Origin of the sequence: Actinomyces dentalis DSM 19115, from assembly GCF_000429225.1 — a bacterium.
GTDB classification, from domain to species: domain Bacteria; phylum Actinomycetota; class Actinomycetes; order Actinomycetales; family Actinomycetaceae; genus Actinomyces; species Actinomyces dentalis.
Genome location: NZ_AUBL01000059.1, coordinates 1 through 20,984, shown reverse-complemented (window position 1 = coordinate 20,984; position 20,984 = coordinate 1). Strand labels below are relative to the sequence as shown.

Below are 20,984 nucleotides of genomic sequence, written 5' to 3'. Positions count from 1 at the left end.
GTGGAGTGCTCGGTGTTTCTCGGACCGTGGTTTTTGGTGGTCTCAGGCTGCGTGTTTGCGGCTTCTCAGCTCGTGTTCGACCTCGTTGGGGGTGCGGTAGCCGAGCGTTGAGTGGAGCCGTGTGTGATTGTAGGTCAGTTCGATCCACGAGGCAACATCGTTGATGGCCTTTTCTCGTGTGGGGTACACCGTGCGGTGGACGCGTTCGTTCTTCAGGGTGGCGTTGAATGATTCGGCCCAGGCGTTGTCCCAGCACACTCCCGTGCGGCCTACGGAGGGGCGGATCTTGTGGTGCTCCAGGTGCCGGGCGAATTGCTGTGAGGTGTACTGGCTGCCCCGGTCGGAGTGGAAGATCGTGACGTTCTTCTGGTGGGGGCAGCGGCGCACGGCCATATCGATGGCGTCGCAGACGAGGTCGGTTCTCATGTTGTCGGCCATGGCGTAGCCGATGACCTTCTTGGTGCAGCAGTCCAGGACGGTGGCCAGGTACACGAACCCGACCCACGTGCGGATGTACGTGATGTCCCCGACCCATTTGAGTCCGGGGGTCCGGGCGGTGAAGTCCCGGCCCACGAGGTCGGGGCGGGTGTCGATGTCGTCGGCGGGGACGGTGGTGCGGACCTTCCGGCGCGGTTGCGCGGCTCTCAGCTCCTTCTCGCGCATGATGGAGCGGACCGTGTCCGCCGAGACCGTCACGCCCTTGCGGTGCAGTGCGGCGGTGACGCGCCGGTACCCGTAGGTCATGTCCGAGGCGTTGAACTCGGATTCGACCATCAGGGTCAACTTCCTCCTTCTGACCTTCGTGGCGGAGTCGGGCCGGCCGAGCCAGTCGTAGTATCCGGACTTGGACACTCCGACCAGCTTGCACATGGATGCGACTGGGCAGTTGCCTTCTTCGCGGCGGATGAGCTCGTAGCGCTCGCTCACCGACGTTCTTTCGCGAAGAAGGCCGCTGCTTTTTTCAAGAACTCGTTCTCCGCCCGCAGCTCCCTGTTCTCCGCCCGCAGCCTGGCGATCTCGGCCGATTCGGCGGCGGCTTCGGGGTCCTGGGCCTCGGCGTCCTTCCTTCTGCGCTTGGCGACCCAGACCCCCACGGTCTGCGGAACCAGGTCGTAGGAGGCGGCCACGGACGCGATCGTGCGCTCCTTCTCCAGGATCTCGCGAACGACCTGCTCCTTGAACTCATCGGAGTATTTGGTTCTGGTCATGAACTCATCCTATCCTGTCACGGGAAGAAACTCTTCCCAAGTCCAGAGGACTCCGCTCACTCCACCCGGGTGCGTTGGCGGTGTCCGGCGGCGGGCGCGTCGAGTACTGCACCGGCGCGGGCGCCGCCGGGCGCGTCGAGGGCGTGGAAAAGGTGGCCGGCGCTTAACTTTCGGGGGTGCGGCGGCTCCCGCGCTCATGGGGAATGGCGTCATTGCGCCACTTCGGGGCGGGAGGGGTGCGGGACCGGGGGTGAAAGATATGCGCTGGCCACCTTTTTTGTCTCGCCAGACTGCCCGCCACCGGCCCCGCCCGCGGTACGCCGTGGAGGAGGTCGGCGAGAACCACCGCCGCACCGGGGAACTCGCCCGGGCACCGCCGCACCGGGGAACTCGCCCGGGCACCGCCGCACCGGGGAACTCGCCCGGGCACCGCCGCACCGGGGAACTCGCCCGGCGGGCCCGCGTCCGCTACGCCCTTTTCCCTCTTGCCTCTTTGACCCTTCACTGTACGAGAAAAGGGAGCGTAGCGAAGGGCGGAGGAGCGCAGCAGAGGGAAAAAGGCGTGGCAGACGACCCGGAGCGGCGACCTCGTGCCCGGCGCGTGCCGGCGCCCGGGCCCAGGTCAGGGCCCGCGTCCGCGAGCGGAGCAGCGCCGGCGTCCGGGCCCAGGGCCCACATCGCGCCGGGCCGTCACACCGGGCCGTCACACCGGGCCGTCATACCAGGCCCAGCCGCTCCCCCAGCCAGTCGACCTGGTCCGCCAGCGCCGCCGACCACACGGCCCACCCGTGCCCGCCCTCGTACTGGCGCGTGTCGACCTCGATGCCGGCGCCGCGCGCCCCGTTCACGAGCGCCGGCACCGCGGACGCGTACTCCTCGTCCTGCGCGCCGATCGAGATCAGGCCCGAGACGCCGTCGTACCGGCCGGGCGGCGCCGCGGCCATGAGGCTGAGCGGGTCGTTGGCCTCGTAGGCCGCGCGGTCCCCGCCGAAGCCGCGGTCGATCGTGCGCTGCTCGCCGCCCAGGGTCGGGTGCTCCTCGGGGCTCATCGCCAGGAAGGTGCGGTAGGACTCCGGGGCGCGGGTGACGACCTGGAGGGCGCAGGTCCCGCCGTTGGACAGGCCCGCGATCGCCCAGTGGGAGCGGTCCGGGTCGACCTGCAGGTGCGTGGTGATCCACGTGGGCACGTCCTGCTGCAGGTAGGTGGCCGCCCGCCCCCCGCGCGGAGTGTCCGAGCACAGCGGGTTGCGGTAGGGACTGCCCAGGGGGTCGACGACGACGACGACCGGAGCGAGCCCCGCGTGCGCCGCCGCATAGGCGTCCATCGTCTCCTTGAGCCGGCCGATCTCGAACCAGTCCCTGGGGCTTCCCGGCTGACCCGCCATGAGCACCAGCACCGGCAGGGCGGGGCGCTGGGCGGTCAGGTAGGCGGGGGGCAGGTAGAGGAAGGCCTGGCGCGGCTTGAAGCCGCGCGTGCCGGACTGGTCGCCCGCGGGCACCGTCGCCGTGACCACCGCGCCCTGGGCCGGCAGGTCCGACGGCGCCGTCCAGTTCGCCAGGAGCGGCCCGGCGCCGCGCTCGGGGGCGCGGGGCAGCGGCGCCGCGGCGGGCAGGGAGCCCAGGGGCGTCGTCGGCACGCCGAGACCCAGCACGGCGGCGAGGGAGGGGTAGGCGCCGAAGAAGGCGTTGATGGCCAGCAGTGCGGCCGCCAGCGCGGCCGCCAGGCCCGCGCCCGAGCCGGCCATCCGGGCGAGCCGGGGGTGGCGGGCGCGGGCGCGCTCCCGGGCCGCCGCGGGGTCTGCGCCCGCCGCGGGGTCTGCGCCCGCCGCGGAGTCCCCGCCCGTCGCGGGGCCTCCGCCCATGAGGATCTGGCACGCCACCAGGATGACCCCGCCCGTCCAGGCCCACACGGCGCTCCCGGCGCCCTCGGCCACCGGGTGCCAGATCACCTCGACGATGAGCCAGGCGACGGCGGTGACCGCCAGCGCCGCCGCCGGGACCGCCGCCTGGCGCAGGGGGGGCAGGTGCCTCGTGCGCGTCCACCACAGGAGGGCGACGACCAGCACCAGCGCGCCCAGGCAGGCCCAGGGGACCCACGGGCTGAGCAGGCGCACGTGCCGCGTCACGGCCGCGATAGTCTCAACCACGGGCGGCCACCACCTGGGCGAAGCGGGCGGCCTGCGCCGCCGTCAGCTTGGGCACGTAGGCGCGGGCGATGGCCACCCCGACGGCCGGCAGGTGGACGACGTCGGGCACCGCCAGGAACATGGGCACGGTGCGCGGGCAGAACTTGCGCTTGAAGGAGTGCAGGGAGGCGAAGCCGTAGGCCGGCTCCAGCATCTGGGCCAGCAGGTCGAGCATGGGGTCGAAGCGGGCGGCGCCGACGTCGTCGGTCCCGTCGCCGTTGAGGTCCCCGGAGGGGCCCGAGCGCGCCAGGGGCGCCCCCGACAGCGACAGCATCTCCAGCCCGCGCGCCTGGGCGTCCTGGGCGGCGCGGGCGATGAGGAACTCGATGGCGGGGCGCCACCCGCCCTCGCGGCGGCGCATCACGTCCAGGGTCAGGCCGATGACCCGCCCGTCCCGGTAGACCGGCATCCAGGAGGTGACGGCCTGGACGGTGCCCTCGGCGTCGACCGCCAGCAGGAGGCGGGTCTCGTCGTCGTCGATCTCGGTCAGGCCCCCGAGGGTGAAGCCCATCTCCGGCAGCGCCTTGTCCCGCGCCCAGCTCTGCGAGATCGCCCGGATCTGGTCGCGCTGGCCGTCGGGCGCCTCGTCCCAGCTGGTCCACACCGCGGTGATGCCCTCCCGGCCGGCGTGGTTGAGGGCGGTGCGCACGTCCTGGAAGGCCTTGCCCCGGAAGGCCAGGTCCGGCAGGTCGATGACGGCCTCCTGCGCGACCTGGAGGACCGTCCACCCGAGCTTGCGCGCGGCGAGCATCGTGGGCTCGTGGACGGAGTAGAGGGCGGGCACCATCCCCGCCTGGTGGGCGTAGTGGGCGAAGGCCTCCACCGTCCGGGGGATCCTCTCGGGGTCCGCGGCGGGGTCGCTCAGGGTCAGGGCCACGCCGGAGCCGGCGCGGAAGGCGAAGCCCGACTCCCCGTCCGGGCTCGTCCAGGCCTCGTTGCCGGGCCAGGTGAGCATCCACCCCAGGGTGCCGGCCCCGTGCGTGCGCACGAGCGCCTTCAGGTCCGCCCGGCTGGCCGACGCCGTGACGGCGGGCTTGTGCAGCGCCGCCCACGTGCAGACGATCGCCGAGGCCCAGGCGGCGGCGGGGCACCAGACGGCGGCCACGTGGGCCAGCGGCCCGACGGGGGTCAGGACCGGGACGAGGAAGCCGACGGCGGAGGCGGGCAGCAGGTTGATGACGTAGTCGATGGCCAGGTCGGGCAGGGTGGCGGTGGGGGTGAATTGCCGCGTCGCCGCGCCGCCCAGGACGACGCTGAGCGCCCCGAGGGCGATCACGCTCAGCACCCAGAAGCCGATCGCGGTCCGGATGACCCCCGGGCGGGTGTGCAGCCTCAGGTGGTCGTGGTTCCACACCACCAGGAGGATGACGGCGATATTGAGGGCCAGGGGCAGGATCAGGTGCTTGGAGGCGAGCCAGGACGGGGAGATGGGGCGCAGCGCCGACTCCGTCTCCAGCCCGATCGCCGCGGCCGACAGCACGGAGCACAGGGCCAGGAATCCCTGGAGGGCGATCGTGCCCACGGCGGCGGCGCGGCGCCCGCGGCGCAGCCCGTCGGCGAGCGTGAGCTGGAGGAACAGCGGCATGAGGATGAGGACGGTGCCGCCCAGCTTGTGGTGGACGCCGAACGAGGTGGGCAGGATCCCCGTCCGGGCGTCCGACAGTGGGCCGAAGGGCTCTCTGGACAGGACCGTGAGGATGAGGACCCCGGCCCAGGCGCAGACGATGAGGGCCACCATGTTGCGCTCGGAGTGCGGGGTCGAGGGGATCGCGGTGTCGGGGGTGAGCGGTCGGGCCAGGGGGCCGGCGAGGACGATGCCGGCGCTGACGGCGCCGAGCCAGGCGATGGCCGTGGGCTTGCCGGTGACGCCGACGATGAGGATCGCGGCGAGGAGGGTGAGCCAGTGGATGCGCCGTCTCCACGTCGCGTTCATGGTCCCGGCCACCACCATGAACGGGCCCAGGAGGAGCAGGCCGACGCCGGCCACCGAGCGCGAGAGCAGCTGCCGGCCCCAGGCGGGCCACATCGGGGCGATGATCGGGTGGCACACCAGGGCCAGGCCGACGCCGCAGACGTGGGAGGGGAGGGCGGTGACGAGGAAGCGCCGGGCTCCCAGGCGGCGCTCCATGGCGATGCCGAGGGTCAGCAGCAGCAGGAGCCCGATCAGGGGGGTGCGGGGCGAGCTCATCCAGGCCGTCACCAGGGTCCACAGGTGCTCGGGGTGGTGCGGGTCCGCCGCCAGCCAATTGGAGCGCGGGCGGTGGCCGGGGGAGCCGGGGATCCGGTTCTGGGCCAGGAACGCGATGAGGAGCAGCGCGGCGAGGACGGCGCAGACCCGTCCGCTGCGGATCCAGGCCCGCCCGGTCCGGGCGGCGGCGACCAGGCGCGGGCGTATGCGATGAGCGACGGGGGCGTCGAGGTCGGAGTGTGAAGGCACGGGGCCCATCGTGGACCCAGTCGGCCCCGAGAGCCTCCCTCCAGCGAAGGAAAACCGTCTCCTTCTTTTTCCTCATCATCGCCGAGACCGGCGGGAACAGCACGCGAAACCGGCGGAAAAGTCACGCGGGACCGGCGGAAACCGCTGCCGGTGTGGGATTGCGCACCGGCGCGCGCGGGGCGCCTGCGGATCGGCGCGCCGGCCCCTCAGGCCCCGGCGAGGAATTCGCGCAGGATCGCGTCCATCTGGTCGGCCTCGATGAGGAAGCCGTCGTGGCCGTGCAGGGAGGCCACGGTCCGGCGGCGGGCGTCGGGGATGCACCGGGCGAGCTGCTCGGCCTGCCCGGGCAGGAACAGGCGGTCGGAGTCGACGTCGACGACGAGGGTGCGGGCCGTGATGGCGCCCAGCGCCGCCTCGGTGCCCCCGCGCCCGGCGCCGACGTCGTGCACCATCATCGAGTGGGTGACGATGAGGTAGGAGTTGGCGTCGAAGCGGGCCAGCAGCTTGCCGGCGTGGTGGTCGAGGTAGGACTCGACCTGGTAGCGCCCGCCGACGGCGGGGTCCTCGTCGCCCTGGTGGGCCCGCCCGAAGCGGGCGTCGAGCTCGGCGGCGGACCGGTAGGTCGTGTGCGCCAGCGCCCGGGCCAGCCCCAGGCCGCGCACGGGGCCGACGGCGTGGGAGTAGTAGTCGCCGTCGAAGAAGTAGGGGTCGGCGACGATGGCCAGCTCCTGGAGGTGGCACCAGGCCAGCTGGTCCGCCGTCGTCGAGGCGCCGGTGGCCACGAGCGCCAGGTTGCGCACCCGTCCGGGGTGCCCGGCCGCCCACTCGACGGCGCGGTGCCCGCCCAGGGAGGCGCCGATGACCAGGTGGAAGGCGTCGATGCCGAGGGCGTCGGCCAGGCGGGTCTCGGCCTCGACCTGGTCGCGGGTGGTCAGCCACGGGAAGCGCGACCCCCACGGGCGCCCGTCGGGGGCGGTGGAGGAGGGGCCCGTCGAGCCCTGGCAGCCGCCGAGGATATTGGCGGCGACGACGAAGTGGCGCTCGGTGTCGATGGCGCGCCCGGGCCCCACCAGCGTGCCCCACCAGCCCGCGGTGGGGTGCCCGGGGCCCGCCTCGCCGGTGACGTGCGAGTCGCCGGTCAGGGCGTGCAGGACCAGGACGGCGTTGTCGCGCCGCGGGGTGAGCTCGCCCCAGGTCTCGAAGGCCAGGACGGTGCCCGGCAGGACCTCCCCGGACTCCAGCGGCATGTCGCCGATCTCCAGGAAGCGGCGGCGGCCGGGGTCGTCGCCGGGCCGCCAGGCGCCGGTGGGGGAGCCGGCGCGGCGGTCGACGAGCTTGGCCGAGGCGGAGCCGACGCCGGGGGCCGGGGGCTGCGACACACTCATGGGATCATTGTGGCCCGCGCCCGGGGTGCGGAGCGAGAACGCGCCGACGGCGGCGTCCGGGGGCCGCGGGGCCCCCGGTCGGGCCCGCCCGCGGCGGGCTCAGCCGGCCTCGTCCGCGGACGGGAGCGCAGCGGCGAGGATGAGCGCCGCCGCGGTGGCGGCGCCGGAGGCGATCAGGGCCCAGCCGGGGAGCTCCGTCGCGGGCCGGTCGGCGAGCAGGTCGGCGCCGAGGGCCGAGCCGACGGCGGAGCCGATGTATATGGCGGCCATGAGCCGGGCGACGATCTGCACCGAGCGCTCGCGGCGAACGGCAGCAGGTAGGTGTACAGGCCCCGCCCGGCCGGCTGACCGGCCCGGCCGGCCCGGGTCGTCCTCAGGCCCCGGCCACCGCCGCCAGGCCCCGCTCGAGATCGGCCAGGATGTCGTCGATGTGCTCGATGCCCACGCTCAGGCGCACCGTGCCGGCCGTGATCCCGGCCCGGGCCAGGGCGTCGTCGTCGAGCTGGGAGTGCGTCGTCGTCGCCGGGTGGATCGCCAGGGAGCGGACGTCGCCGATATTGGCGAGGTTGGAGAACAGGGCCAGGGCGTCGATGAAGGCGGCCCCGGCCGCGCGCCCGCCCGCCAGCTCGAAGGTGAGCACGGCGCCGGCCCCGCGCGGGCAGTACTTGCGGTGCAGCTCGTAGTAGGGGGAGTCGGGCAGGCCGGAGTAGCGCACCGAGGCGACCTCCGGGCGGCCGGTCAGCCACCGGGCCACCGCCAGGGCGTTGTCCACGTGCCGCTCCATGCGCAGCGAGAGGGTCTCGATGCCCTGGGCGACGAGGAAGGCGTTGAAGGGGCTGGCGGCGAAGCCGAGGTCGCGCTGGCCCTCGGTGTGCAGCTTGAGGATGAAGGCCATATTCGCCCCCAGCGCCCCGCCGACCCCCAGGTCGCGGGCGTAGACCAGGCCGTTGTAGGACTCGGTGGGGGTGTTGAACCCGGGGAAGCGCTCGGGGTCGGCGGCGTAGTCGAAGTTGCCCGAGTCCACGACGACCCCGGCCACGCAGGAGCCGTGCCCGCCCAGGAACTTGGTGGCCGACTCCACGACGATGTCCGCGCCCCACTCGATGGGCCGGGTCAGGTAGGGCGAGGCGATGGTGTTGTCCACCACCAGGGGGACGCCGACGGCGTGGGCGGCCGCCGCGATCGGCTCGATGTCGAGGATGTCGCCCTTGGGGTTGGGGATGGACTCGCCGTAGAAGGCGATGGTGGTCTCGTCGGCCAGGGCCGCCCAGGCGTCGGGGTCGGCCGGGTCGGCGACGAAGCGCGCGGTCATGCCCAGGCGCGGCAGGGTGTGGGTGAGCAGGTTGGCGGTGCCGCCGTACAGCGACGGCGAGGCGACGACGCTCGAGCCCTGCCCGCCCAGGGTGAGGAGGGTCAGGGCCTCGGCGGCCGAGCCCGAGGCGACGAAGTGGGCGCCCACCCCGCCCTCCAGAGCGGCGATGCGGCGCGCGACGATCTGGTTGGTGGGGTTGTCCAGGCGCGTGTAGATCGGCCCGAGCGAGCTGAGCGCGAAGCGGTCGGCGGCCTCGGCGGCGCTGGGGAAGACGAAGGAGGTGGTCTGGTAGATGGGGATCGCGCGCGAACCGGTGTCGGAGTCGGGGGTGTGGCCGGCCTGGACCTGCTTGGTCTCGAAGCGCCACCCGTCGGGGTCGGCGGGGGTGGGGGCCGGTGCGCTGGGCTGGGTCATGGGTGCTCCTGGGCGGTCTCGGGTTCTCGGCTCACAGTAGTCGGGCGGCCGCCGCCCGCGGAGCGGGAACCGCACGGGTGTCGTGAGAGGACTCACAGACCGGCGGGATCGGCGCGCTGGTGCGGCGAAGGCGCGGTCGGCGCACCACTGGGCCGACTGTGATCCCTGTGAAAACTGTTGTAGGTGTTTTCTTGGGCGGCGAATGTGGCTAATGTTGTCCTAGGTGAAGACGTGTCCGTTCGGAGGGCGCGTCGGACAACGATGGAGACGATGTGAGCCGGACACTGACAGCGCGGTGGCGCCGCCGTATCACCCACACCTCCCTGACCGTCGCGGCCCTGACGATGACCGCGAGCCTCCTGGCCCCGATCGCCACGGCGGACCAGGTGACCCAGGACGACATCGACAAGTCCAAGGACCAGGAGCAGACGACCTCCACGTCCATAGCCGACCTCGAGGTCCAGATCTCCCAGCTCAGCGCGGACCGCGACACCGCCCAGATCTCCGCCCAGTCGGCCAACGAGGACTACCTCCAGGCCCTCGACGAGCTCGACACCGCCACCACCGAGGCGAAGACCGCGGAGCAGAACGCGGTCGACGCCGCCGCCGCGACCGAGACCGCCCGCAGCGGACTCGGCTCCGTCGTCGTGGCGACCTATCAGGAGGCCGGCAACCCGCTCGACTTCCTCACCCCGTTCCTGACGAGCGATTCGCTCGCCGACCTCACCGAGGCCCGGGTCGTCCTGACCCGGGCGGGGGAGAGCTCCATCATCGAGGTCCAGAACGTCGAGGCCCTGCAGGCCGTCGCCGACACCATGAAGGAGATCGCCAACGACAAGGTCGTCGAGAAGAAGACCGCCTCCGCCGAGGCCGAGAAGACCAAGACCGATGCGGAGACCGCCGCGCAGAACGCGGTGAAGGCGGTCACCGAGGCCGAGGACCGGCGCGCCGATCTCATCTCCCAGCTCGCCCAGCAGCGCAACACCACCGTCGAGCTCGAGACCCAGTACCAGGACCGGCTCGAGGCCGATCGCAGGGCCCGCGAGGAGGCCGCCGCCAGGGAGGCCCTCCAGCAGCAGCGGGCGGCGGCCGCCCAGTCCTCGGCCGATCAGCAGCCCACCGCCCAGCCGTCGACGCCGGCGACGCCGTCGGCCGAGCCCTCCGCCACCGCGCAGCCGGCGCCGGAGCCCACGCCCGAGTCGCAGCCGGCGCCGACGGCGGCGGCCGAGCCGTCGACGCCCTCGCCCGCGCCGGAGCCCGAGCCCACCCCGACGCCCTCGCCCGCGCCGATCCCGACGCCGTCGCCCGCGCCCGAGCCCGAGCCCACCCCGACGCCCGAGCCCACCCCGGAGCCGACCCCGACCCCGACCCCGACCCCGACGCCGTCGCCCACGCCCTCCCCGGCCCCGGAGCCGACCCCCGAGGCCGAGGAGCCCGAGCCCGCCCCGAAGCCGACCCCCGAGGCCGAGGAGCCGGAGGAGCCGGAGGAGCCGCCTGCCGCCGAGGAGCCCGAGCCCGCCCCGGAGCCCGAGCCGGAGCCCGAGCCCGCCCCCGAGCCGGAACCCGAGCCCGCGCCGGAGCCGGAGCCGGAGCCCGAGCCGGCCCCGGAGCACGAGTACGGGGCGGGGGCCGATACCGCCATCAACACCGCCTACTCCTTCCTGGGGGTGCCCTACGTCTGGGCGGGCGAGTCCTACGACGGCGTCGACTGCTCCGGCCTGACGATGCTGTCCTACAACCCCGCGGGCATCTACCTCACCCACTCCTCGCGCGTCCAGTACGGAGAGGGACTGCAGGTGCCGCTGTCGGACGTGCAGCCGGGCGACCTCGTGTTCTGGTCCGAGGACGGGACGCAGTCGGGCATCTACCACGTGGCCATGTACCTGGGCGACGACCAGATGATCGAGGCGCCGACCTTCGGCATGACCGTGCGGGTCACCTCGATGCGCTACTACGGGGCCATGCCCTACGCCGTGCGCCCCTGAGCGCCTCCGCGGACGCGAAGCGGGTCCGGACCCCCAACGGGGCCCGGACCCGCCGTCGTCGCGCTGTCACCGCATCCGCCCGGCGCCGTCGGCCGCCTCAGCGCCCCTCGCGGGCGACGCGCTCGGCCTCGCGCTCGTAGGAGCGGCGGATCTCGTCCTCCGCCTCCTCGCGGCCCACCCAGTGCGCGCCCTCGACGCTCTTGCCCGGCTCCAGGTCCTTGTAGACCTCGAAGAAGTGCTGGATCTCCAGGCGGTGGAACTCGCTGACGTCCTCGATGTCCGTGCGCCACGAGGCGCGCTGGTCGGCGCTGGGCACGCACAGGACCTTGTCGTCCCCGCCCTTCTCGTCGCGCATGCGGAACATGCCCAGGGCGCGGCAGCGGATGAGGCAGCCGGGGAAGGTGGGCTCCTCCAGGAGCACGAGCGCGTCAAGCGGGTCGCCGTCCGCGCCCAGGGTGCCGTCGATGAAGCCGTAGTCATCGGGGTAGCGGGTGGAGGTGAACAGCATGCGGTCGAGCTTGATCCGGCCCGTGTCGTGGTCCACCTCGTACTTGTTGCGGTTGCCCTTGGGGATCTCAATCGTGACGTCGAACTCCACGGTGGCTCCTTCATTGTCGTCCATGGCCGGCCCCGGCCGCCGCCCCGATCCACCGCCTCGCGAAGCGGCGCCGCTCAAGGGGGGACGGCCCCGATGGCACTAGTGTGGCCTACAATGATGCCCATCGAGGCGAACCATCAAGCCGAATCCCGTGACCTCTCATCTTCGGAGGAGCCGTGCGCAAGGCCACCATCGCCGTCCTGACCGCCGCGACGCTCGTCGTCGGCGGCGCCTACTACGGGCTGGCGGACGCCCTCGACCTGGCTCCCGGGCCGCTCAGCGCGGCGGAGCCGAGTTACGCCGTCCAGCCCTTCCCCACCCCGAGCCCCGTCGAGGCGCCGGGCCCGCAGATCACCGGCCTGGCCGCCGACGCGCCGACGCCGTCGGCCACGGTCCTGAGCGGGTACGCCGGGACCCTGGCCGGCGACTCGCTCATCCCCGGGGCGACCACAGGCGTATCGGTCATCGACGTCGCCACCGGGACCGAGCTCGTCGACCACCAGGCCTCCGTGCCGCTCACCCCGGCCTCCTCCAACAAGGTCCTCACCGCCTGGGCGTCGCTGTCCGCCCTGGGCGGGGGCCACCGCATGGAGACCCGCGCCGTCCTGTCCGGGGGCACGGTCACGCTCGTCGGCGGGGGCGATGTGCTCCTGGCCGCCGATGCGGGCGACCCGAGCGCCGTCGTCGGGCACGCCGGCCTCGGCGACCTCGCGCGGGCGGCCGCCGCGGAGCTGACCGGGCAGGGCGTGACCTCGGTCGGCGTGGCCCTCGACGACACCCTGTTCACCGGCCCGGCGTGGAACTCCGGCTGGGAGTCCGGCAACGAGGCGTGGGTCGGCCAGATCCAGCCGATCATGGTCGACGTGACCGCCTACGGCAGCACCGGCTACCCCGCCGACCCCGCCATGGAGGCGGCCCGGGCCTTCTCCCAGGCGCTGAGCGCCGCGGGCATCACGGTCACCGGCGAGGTGACGCGGGCGGCGGCGCCCGCCGGTGCGACCAAGCTCGCCTCCGTCCAGTCCGCGCCGCTGGCCGACGTCCTGTCCGTGTCCATCAAGGCCTCCGACAACACCATGACCGAGGTCGAGGGCCGCGTTCTGGCGGCCGCGACCGGCCGCGAGGCCAGTTTCACGGGGGCGACGCAGGCGGTGCGCGAGCAGCTCCAGGCCGACGGCTTCGACGTGACCGGCCTGACCCTGGTCGACGTCTGCGGCCTGGCGAAGGGGGACAAGGTGCCAGCGCACCTGCTCACCCAGATCATAGCGCGGGCGGCGGGGGCCGACGGCGGCACCGTGGGGCGCGACCTGCTGACCGCCCTGCCGGTCGGGGCCCTGGACGGCACGCTCAGCGACCGCTACGTGGGCACCTCCGCCGCCGGGGTGGTGCGGGCCAAGACCGGTTCGCTGGACCAGACCGTCTCGCTGACCGGCACGGTCGTGACCGCCGACGGGCGGCTGCTGGCGTACTCCGTCATCATCGACGGGTTCCCGGAGGGCGGCATGTGGTCCGCGCGCACCGCCATGGACAACGACCTCATCGTCCCACTCTCCGGCTGCGGCTGCCGGGGCTGAGGCGCGCCCCGCCCGACCGCCCTCACCGAAACCGGCGGAAACGGCGCGCGAGACCGGCGGAGAAGACACGCGAGTCGATGCATGCCGCCCCTGTTCTGCCGGGTCCGGCCGCGACTCGCGCCCGCCGGACGGGCGTGGAAGACTTCTCCCGAGGCCCGCCGCTGAGGAGGCAGATGCGATGGACGCCCAGGACATGACCGATGAGCTCGCCCAGATCCTCATCACCGAGGAGGAGATCGCCGCGCGCCTGGACGAGATGGCCGCGCAGATCGACGCCGACTACGAGGGCGAGGACCTCCTGCTCATCGGCGTCCTCAAGGGCGCCGTCTACGTCATGGCGGACCTGTCCCGCCGCCTCCACCACGACGTCCAGATGGACTGGATGGCCGTGTCCTCCTACGGCTCGGGCACCAAGTCCTCCGGCGTCGTGCGGATCCTCAAGGACCTCGACACCGACCTGACCGGCCGCCACGTCCTCATCGTCGAGGACATCATCGACTCCGGCCTGACCCTGTCCTGGCTCGCGGGCAACCTCTCCAGCCGCGGCGCCGCCAGCGTCGAGATCGCCACGCTCCTGCGCAAGCCCGAGGCCGCCAAGGTCGAGGTGGACGTCAAGTACGTCGGCTTCGACATCCCCCCCGAGTTCGTCGTCGGCTACGGCCTGGACTACGCCGAGCGCTACCGCAACATCCCCTTCATCGGCACCCTCAAGCCGGAGGTCTACGGCGGCTGAACGACGACGGCGGCCGCGTGTTGCGTCGGTGATCGGGGCGGTCGGTGGCGGTCCCGGCCGGGTGTCGGTGGTTAGGGCGGATCAGGTGTCGGTGACCGGGGCGGACGGCAGGCGCGGAAATGGCGCTCTGGGAGGATCGTTCGCGCCGGCCCGTCGGACGCTCCCGCCGGTTTCCGCATAATTCCGCGGTTCGTGCGCCGCGCCCTCCGGGGGCGGGCCGGAACGATCCTCCCAAAACGCCAAGGCTGGCCCCCGGGGTGTGCAGAACCTGCCCTCCCGGGCGGCTGCCGGTCCGACCGGGGTTGGGCTCGCGGTGTTGGGGCGGTGCTGCCGGGGTCGGATGTGCGGCATCGGGTCGGTGGAGGCGGTGCTGCACATTCGATCGGAACCGGTTGGCGGCGGATCGGCGGAATCATGCGGAAACTCCCCAGCATTCAACGCCGCTGAAATCCTCCCATGTGCAGAGAGCCCCTGTCTGCACATGGGAGCCCGTGCACTGGAAATCGACGTTCCAGTGAGAACCGCGGAATCGTGCGGGAAACCCGGAGTCAGCCCGCGGGGGAGCCGCCCTCCAATGTGCAACACCCCGCAATCAGTGGTGCGCCCCGCCGGGTCCGCGTCCCGTCCGCCGCCGCCGGCGGCCGCGGTCCGCGTCCGGGACGTCGTGCGCGTGCGGGGCCGCGTACGGGTCATGGCCGCCCTGACCTCGAATAACGGGACGCTGTGCGCGTGCGGGGGGTCGCGATGACGGGCGACGGCCCGCGAATCGTGAGAAATGGCGCTCCGGGAGGATCGTTCCGCCCCGCACCCGGCGACCGCCTCGATGAAACCGCGGAATCATGCGGATGCCACCGGTGACGTCCGGCGTGCGGACGCGAACGATCCTCCCGGAGCGCCAGAACCGGGGCCGGGGCGTCCCGCCCGCCACCATCACCACCTGACCGGAAGAACGCCGCACCAAGAGACTTGACCCCCGATGAGACGATAGTCGCGCCCGTGCCCGCGCCGCACGACCGGCCGCATGCCGCCCGGCGCGACCCGGGCCGCGCCGCCCCGCGCCGTCGGACAGCAAGGAGGAGCCCGTGCCCGCCACCGTGTACGTGCGCTTCGACGTCGACGCGCCGGTCACCGCCACGCCCCGCCGCCTGCACGCCGCCTGGGGCCGCGTCCTGGACCTGCCCGAGGGCCTGGACCCCGCGCGCGCCGCCGCCTTCCCCGCCCTGGCCCACCGCCCGCCGCACGGCCTGGCCGCACCCAAGCCCTACAGCCTGGGCGAGATGGTGCAGTCGGACACCGCCTTCGGCGTCGAGCTGCGCTTCCTGGACGACCGCCTCCTCGACACCCTCGACGCCTGGCTCTCCTGGGGCGGCGTCCTGCCGGTGGGCGACGGAGGGGCGCGCACCTCCGTCGCCGTCGCCGCCGAGGCCCAGATCCTGGAGCGGGCCGCCTGGGAGGAGCTGGCCGCCGCCGACGCGCACACCGCCTGGGACATCCGGATCGTCACCCCCACGGTCTTCACCTCCCGCGGCGAGCACATCGCGGGCCTCACGCCCGCCAACCTGGCGACCAGCCTCCACTCCCGCTGGCGCCGGTGGTCGCCGCGGACCGCGCCGTGGCTGCCCGAGCGCGACCGCCTCGACGCGGTCCTGACCACCCGGGACTCGACCTTCCGCGTCGATGTCGCGCTGGGCATGCCCGTCCGCGACGGTCGCGGGCGCCTGTCCGACCGGCGCATCCCGGCCCGCGCCGGCCGGCTGCGCGTGAGCGGGCCGACCGGCTCGGAGGCGACCGCCGTCTTCTCCCGCCTCATGGCGCTGGCCCGTTACGCCAACGTCGGCTCGCACACCGGCTTCGGGATGGGCGTCATCGACGTCGTGCCCGACGGCGCCAGCTGAGGCGGGCACGGGGTGCGGGGCGCGGGGCGGGGCAGGCGCGGAGGCGCCCCGGTCCCGGCCCCAGCCGGATACCCGACTTCGCGAGCGCGCAGGTTTCCAGTCGAACGCGCGGCTGGGAGGTGCGCGTTCGACTGGAAACCTGCGCGCTCGCGAAAAACGGCGAGGCCGGCTCCAGTTCGCCCGCGCAGCACTTCCTGTCCGGTGGCGTCCGGCGGCGCCTCCCGTCCGCCGACGTCGCCGACGGCGAGGCCGTCAGCCGGCCAGGGTGCGGTCGCGGCGGTCCGGGCCGTGGGCGAAGATGAGGACGGGCGGCAGCCCGACCGTCTCGCCGGGGGCGGACATGAGCACGTCGTCGAACACGTCCAGGTGCGACAGGGCGATGACGTCGGGCCGGACGCGGTCCAGGGCGTAGCGCAGCACCTCGGCGTCCCAGGGGGCGGTGCGGAACTCCCCGGCCCACCGGCTGGTGGTGTTGTGGGCCTCGACGACGCCGAGGTCGGCCTCGTGCGGCAGGGGCCCGCGCCCGTGGCGGGTCGCGTAGGTGCGCATGGCGCCGACGACGCGGACGCGGCGGCCGACGCCGGCGCGCTCGCACAGCTCGACGGCCCAGGCCGGCGTGGTCCGGGACCAGGTGGTGTGCGGGTGGGTGCCGAGGTCCTGGTCGAGCATGAGCCCCTGGGCGCCCTCCATGACGACGTCGCCGGTCGCGATCATGTCGAGCAGCTCCTCGTCGGTCACGACGTCGTAGACGCGGGCGAAGCAGGACCGCAGGTCCTGGGCCATGCGGGTCAGCCAGTCGGCGTCGACGCTCTCGATGAGGTCGCTGCGCTCGGCGTACCGGGCGAGGTGGTCGGCGATGAGGTCCGGGTCGCCCATGTCGCCGGCGCGCAGCGGCGCGAAGCCCCGGTGGGCGTAGGCGATGGTCTCGCCGAATCCGGTCCCGGTGGACCCGTGGCGCTCCGGCCCGCGGGCGGACTCGCGCGCCCGGTTGACGATGACGTGCAGCGGCGTGGTGACCAGCGCGTCGCGGTGGACGCGAACCCTGGGCGCGGGCGGAGGGGTCGGGCGGCGGCGGTCCGGGGAGCCCGGCGTGCCCGGGGGGTCCAGTCGGCCGGTCCCGGAATCCGGGGGAGCCGGGGGACAGGCCCGGGAATCCGGGGCTCCCGATCGGCCGTCCCAGCCCCCGCCCGCCAGCGCCCGGGACAGGGCGCGCTGCTCGTTGACGGCGGCCAGCGGGTCGATGGTGCACCGCGGCCCGATCCAGGAGGCGGCCCCGGCCAGGCAGCCCGACCCGAAGGTCGAGAAGGTGTGGTGAACGCCGTCGGCGACGACGTTGTGGGCGGCCTGGTGCCCGCCGTTGAAGCGCAGCGTGTTGCCGACGCCCCGGGCGGCGACGAGGGCGTCGACGGTCGCGCCCTTGCCCTCGTCGCCCCATCCCAGGCCGACGACGATATCGATCACGGTCATCCTTCCGGGTCGGCCGCGCCGCCCGACGACGCCGCCGGCGGGCGGCGCGGGGCGCTAACGGGCGGGCAGTGGCGCGGCGCCGGTTGGCGGGCGCCGCCGCATGCCGCCACCGGCCAGCGGGCCGGGGCGCCGTCATCGGACAGCGGCGCGGCCTCAGCGCAGCGCCGTCGGGCCGCGCCCGTCGCCGACGCCGGCCAGGGCGCGGCCCACGCGGACGGCGACCTCCTTGCCGGCGGCCTCGGTCAGGTCGTCGGCGATGGCGGCGGCGTCGCGGCCCTCGGCGTAGCCGATGAGCGCGGCGATGGTCTCGGCGATGGTGCCGGGGTCCTCGACGACGAGCACGTGGTCGGGGCCGAACAGGTCGGTGTAGAAGGCCTCGCTGTGCTGCATCCGGGCCGCCGCGTTGTTGATGAGCAGGATCCACACATCCCACTTCTCGGTGACGGCGCGGGCGATGCCCTCGAAGGAGATGTCCTCGAGCAGCGGCTGCTCGTCGCCGACGTAGGTGCGGATCATCTCGGAGGTCAGTGGGACCTGGCGCTCGTCGCCGATGATGATGAGGTGGCCCTTGCGGCCGCGCCTGTCGAAGGCGTCGGTGCTCACGTGCGTGGCCGCGTAGTACAGCAGCAGGTTGGAGGTCTCGCCGTTGTTGCCGCCGCCCAGACCCTCGATGTAGATGAGGTCGAGGTTGTCGTCGATCCGGTTGTCCGACTCGAACTGGCTGATCTGCAGCGGGGCGCGCTCGCCGTTGGCGGCGTCGCCGTAGGCGGCCACGGCGATCTGGGGGTCGGTGGCGTAGCCCTTGTCGACGAGCAGGGAGAAGAGGGTCTTGAGCTTGGTCAGGACGAGCCGCGGGATGCTGCCCATGGAGCCGGTCTCGTCGAAGCCGACGATGATCGGCGTCGAGGCGGGGTGCTCGTCGGAGTCGCGCGACTCGCGGATGTTCTGGCCGGCGGCGTTGAGCCGCTTGGGGTCGAGCTTCTCGTGCACGCCGGTGGCGCGGGCGGAGTAGTCGAAGGTCGCCCCCGCGCGGATCTTCGCGCCGGAGATGGCGCTGTAGGTGGCGGAGGACCAGGTTCCGGATCCCATTCGTGTCTCCTTGCTGTGCTGATGCGGTTGAATCGATGGTCAGATGGCGACGGCGCTCGGCGCGGCGAGCTCGTGCCAGGAGCGCCGGCCGAAGTCGGTGTGCAGGGCGGTGCGGGTGAGTTCGAGCGTCTTGGGCAGGCCGGCGGGGCGCAGGCCGGTCTCGCGCAGCAGTTCCCCGATCCTCGGGGAGGGGGTGGAGCACTCCAGGAGCGAGGAGGCGGCCTGCGCCAGGGACAGGCGGACGTCGGCCGGTTTGCCGGCCTTGTAGGCGGGCGGCGTGGCCGAGGTGGGGGCGACGACGAGGCGGTGCCCGGATCTGACCGCGGTCCACCAGCCGTCCAGCCGCAGTCCGTGCTCGACGGGGTTCAGGGCGATGACGCCGGGGGCGATGTCGCCGTGGATCCACCCGGCCCGCTCGGCCAGGTGGATGACGGCGAGCAGCCGGTTCCACACCCAGGCGGCGGTGCGGGCGTCGAGGGCGGGGAAGTCGGTGAGCGGCCACCACCCGGGGCCGTGGGTCGAGGTCAGGACGTGCCCGGAGACGGCCGGGGCCGGGACCCACTGGACGGTCGGGGCGGAGCCGTCGGGGTTGGGCTGGCGCAGCACGTCCCGGGCGGCGACGACGGCGGTGGCGGCCAGGTCCTCGTTACCGGCCCCCAGGTCCCACTCCATGGCGCCGGAGCGCTTGCGGCCGCGGGCCAGGTGCACGACGACGTCGGGGGCGTCGAAGAGGGCCCCGACGCGGGCGAAGGCGTCGGCGGCCCGCGGGTCGGGGTTGACGTCGGGGTGGAGCTCGCGCTGGAGCCGGCGCAGTCCTCGGGCGTCGCGGGGGTAGCCGGGCAGGTCGTTCCAGGTGGTGGCGGCGAGCACGGTGTCGATGATGGTCATCGGTCCTTTCCTGGGCGGCGGAACGGGCGCCGGCCGCGGGGCCGTCGGCCCGTCGGCGGGACGCCCGACGGCGGTCGGGGCGCCGGGGTCGGCGCCGGTGTCCGTCGGGGCGGCTGGGTGCATGTGTACCAGATCGGCGGGCGCCGGGTCGAAGGGGCCGGGGAGTCGGCGGCGCGGGGGAGGGGACGGTGGGCGGCGGAAAGCGTTCGACGGGGCGGCGGTGCCGGCGCCCGGCACTATTCTGCGGTGATGACGTGAATATAGGGGGCGTGCGCTTGGCGTTCGTCTTTTTCACGCGGAAGCGCGTGACCCCGGGAATATTTGCGCTGGCGTGCGCGACCGCGCCGCACTTTCCGGTGCGTACTCGCGCACCGTAATACTGCGGGTCGAGCGCAGCGGATTCGACGGGGATCAGGTTCTTGATCGATGTGCTGAGGGTCGGGGCTCGAAAATAAGTCCGGAGGTCCTTTGAATAGTTTTCCTGCTGTGCGGGATGTCCGACGGCGGCCTCGTCCGGGAAGGTTATTCTGGGGGTGTCTTGGGTCATTTTCGGGAGGCGATATGATGATGGCCCACCCCCGTGGGGTATCATGGGCGTAGAAGAAACATCCCCATGGCCCCGGAAGGAGTGGGCCATCACCATGGAGTGCACCACGGGCCACTGATGACGAGTTCGACGGGCTGCTCGCCCGGCTGCGCGAGGAGGGGGTCGAAGGATACCCGCCGTCCCGGGCCTGTCCGGGTCGCCGCGGGCGACTTCGATGTACCTGCGCCAGAACATCGTGCAGGCGGTGATCGGAGAGTTTCTGGGCGTGTGCCGGCCCACTGCTTCGCGGGTCATCAAGGCCCTGACGGAGGCGATCTTCCGGACCCCGGCGGTCCTTCTGCTCACGGCCGAGGAGGTGCCCGAGGACTGCGACTACGTGGTGGACGGCACCCTCCTCCCCTGCCCGGACTGGCGCAGGCGCCGCGATCCGTGGTCGGTCAAGCACGGGCGCTCGGGCATGAACGTCCAGATCCTGGTCCGGCCCAACGGAGGGTTCGTGTGGGCCCCGGGGGCCCCTATCCGAGGTCCATGCACGACGTGGCCGCACTGGACGCCTCCGGATTGCTGGAGGGAATGGATCCCTCCGGATGGATCGGCGACAAGGTCTATATCGGCAGGGGGGGTGATCACACCGCACAAGAAGCCCCCAAAGGAGAACTCGACGAGAATGCGAAGGAGGAGAACAGGAGCGTCAACAAGATCCGCCAGGTCGTCGAGCGCACCATCGCCCACATCAAATCCTGGAGAATCCTCCACGCCGCCTACCGTCGCCCCTGGAAACATTCGAGCAGACCATCACCGCAGCACTCGTACTCTATTCCTTCAAGACCACCCCCTGAATAACCTTCCGGGTTCGCCGGAATGGTCGGGGGATCGTGCTCGTCCCGGTCGGGGCGGGGGCGTCCGCGTTGGGTTCGGTCGGGGTGCGGGGCAGCCTCGGCGGGGTCGGACCGGCTGGTGCTGGAGGTGCTGTTGTGGCCAGTGAGGCGGTATGGCGAACAGGGTGTCATGTTACATGTTTGCTGTAAGGCGTTTCAATGCCGACCTTTCCGCATGACCTGGTTGGAAGTCGGCGCGCGGAGGGCTCGGAGGGCCGTCGGGTGCGCATGGCGTGATTCCGCCACTATGTGCTAGTCTGGCCCCGGTGCTGGCTGGTCCGGAGGGGTGCTCCCGGGGCCGGTTGCGATCCGGGTCCTCGAAGTGGCGTCATTCCGCCACTCTCGGAGGCCAGGGTCAGGGAGCACCACGCACCTGTAGGTGCATTGAGAC

Annotated in this window: 16 protein-coding genes; 5 read left to right on the top strand and 11 right to left on the bottom strand. The window is 73.0% G+C overall.

The features are described from left to right. Positions 1 to 42: 42 nt before the first annotated feature. From G446_RS0111980 to G446_RS0111945, 7 genes are all read right to left on the bottom strand, one after another. Positions 43 to 927 (bottom strand): IS3 family transposase, encoded by an 885-nt coding sequence (locus G446_RS0111980; RefSeq protein WP_026410322.1) that lies wholly within the window; start codon positions 925 to 927, stop codon positions 43 to 45. Next, positions 924 to 1,208, bottom strand: coding sequence for a transposase (locus G446_RS0111975; protein WP_026410321.1), 285 nt, complete (start codon positions 1,206 to 1,208; stop codon positions 924 to 926). Before G446_RS0111975 ends, G446_RS0111980 begins: the two co-directional genes overlap by 4 nt. Positions 1,209 to 1,924: 716 nt before the next feature. Further along, a complete protein-coding gene (locus G446_RS0111965) occupies positions 1,925 to 3,334 on the bottom strand; it encodes an alpha/beta hydrolase (protein WP_245574692.1) in 1,410 nt (469 codons plus the stop codon). 13 nt (positions 3,335 to 3,347) lie between these two features. Then, positions 3,348 to 5,840, bottom strand: a complete 2,493-nt coding sequence (locus G446_RS17710; protein ID WP_051285974.1) for an MprF family protein — start codon at positions 5,838 to 5,840, stop codon at positions 3,348 to 3,350. A gap of 197 nt (positions 5,841 to 6,037) precedes the next feature. Then, a complete protein-coding gene (metX, locus tag G446_RS0111955) occupies positions 6,038 to 7,216 on the bottom strand; it encodes a homoserine O-acetyltransferase MetX (RefSeq protein ID WP_026410319.1) in 1,179 nt (392 codons plus the stop codon). A 99-nt stretch (positions 7,217 to 7,315) separates the two neighbouring features. After that, entirely contained in the window at positions 7,316 to 7,486 is a 171-nt protein-coding gene (locus G446_RS0111950) for a hypothetical protein (protein ID WP_169721290.1), read from the bottom strand. A gap of 103 nt (positions 7,487 to 7,589) precedes the next feature. Continuing rightward, on the bottom strand, positions 7,590 to 8,942 hold the full coding sequence (locus G446_RS0111945) for an O-acetylhomoserine aminocarboxypropyltransferase/cysteine synthase family protein (RefSeq protein ID WP_026410317.1): 1,353 nt from the start codon (positions 8,940 to 8,942) through the stop codon (positions 7,590 to 7,592). Positions 8,943 to 9,214: 272 nt separating this feature from the next. On the opposite strand from G446_RS0111945, the gene G446_RS17705 reads away from it, so the two are divergent. Next, entirely contained in the window at positions 9,215 to 10,927 is a 1,713-nt protein-coding gene (locus G446_RS17705; RefSeq protein ID WP_342664162.1) for a C40 family peptidase, read from the top strand. 97 nt (positions 10,928 to 11,024) lie between these two features. On the opposite strand, the gene G446_RS0111935 is transcribed toward G446_RS17705, so the two are convergent. Next, positions 11,025 to 11,525 (bottom strand): inorganic diphosphatase, encoded by a 501-nt coding sequence (locus G446_RS0111935; RefSeq protein WP_026410316.1) that lies wholly within the window; start codon positions 11,523 to 11,525, stop codon positions 11,025 to 11,027. Positions 11,526 to 11,701: 176 nt separating this feature from the next. Between G446_RS0111935 and dacB the strand changes: the two genes are divergently transcribed. From dacB to cas6, 3 genes are all read left to right on the top strand, one after another. Then, complete coding sequence (gene dacB / locus G446_RS0111930) at positions 11,702 to 13,096, top strand: D-alanyl-D-alanine carboxypeptidase/D-alanyl-D-alanine endopeptidase (protein ID WP_026410315.1); 1,395 nt, start codon at positions 11,702 to 11,704, stop codon at positions 13,094 to 13,096. A 178-nt stretch (positions 13,097 to 13,274) separates the two neighbouring features. Continuing rightward, positions 13,275 to 13,829 carry a hypoxanthine phosphoribosyltransferase gene (gene hpt / locus G446_RS0111925; RefSeq protein WP_026410314.1) on the top strand — a complete coding sequence of 185 codons (555 nt, stop codon included), beginning with the start codon at positions 13,275 to 13,277 and terminating at the stop codon, positions 13,827 to 13,829. 1,082 nt (positions 13,830 to 14,911) lie between these two features. Continuing rightward, positions 14,912 to 15,724 (top strand): CRISPR system precrRNA processing endoribonuclease RAMP protein Cas6, encoded by an 813-nt coding sequence (gene cas6 / locus G446_RS0111915; RefSeq protein ID WP_026410313.1) that lies wholly within the window; start codon positions 14,912 to 14,914, stop codon positions 15,722 to 15,724. A gap of 252 nt (positions 15,725 to 15,976) precedes the next feature. On the opposite strand, the gene G446_RS17700 is transcribed toward cas6, so the two are convergent. The 3 genes from G446_RS17700 to G446_RS0111900 all read right to left on the bottom strand — a co-directional run bounded on the left by G446_RS17700 (position 15,977) and on the right by G446_RS0111900 (position 19,168). Further along, positions 15,977 to 17,185, bottom strand: coding sequence for an adenylosuccinate synthetase (locus G446_RS17700; protein ID WP_051285973.1), 1,209 nt, complete (start codon positions 17,183 to 17,185; stop codon positions 15,977 to 15,979). Between the two features lie 159 nt (positions 17,186 to 17,344). Next, positions 17,345 to 18,280, bottom strand: coding sequence for a hypothetical protein (locus G446_RS17695; RefSeq protein WP_051285972.1), 936 nt, complete (start codon positions 18,278 to 18,280; stop codon positions 17,345 to 17,347). A 39-nt stretch (positions 18,281 to 18,319) separates the two neighbouring features. Continuing rightward, the gene (locus G446_RS0111900; RefSeq protein ID WP_026410312.1) at positions 18,320 to 19,168 is read right to left on the bottom strand and encodes a hypothetical protein; all 849 of its coding nucleotides are present in this window, start codon (positions 19,166 to 19,168) and stop codon (positions 18,320 to 18,322) included. Between the two features lie 613 nt (positions 19,169 to 19,781). Between G446_RS0111900 and G446_RS21445 the strand changes: the two genes are divergently transcribed. Beyond that, the gene (locus tag G446_RS21445) at positions 19,782 to 20,558 is read left to right on the top strand and encodes a transposase family protein (RefSeq protein WP_342664161.1); all 777 of its coding nucleotides are present in this window, start codon (positions 19,782 to 19,784) and stop codon (positions 20,556 to 20,558) included. Positions 20,559 to 20,984 lie beyond the last annotated feature (426 nt).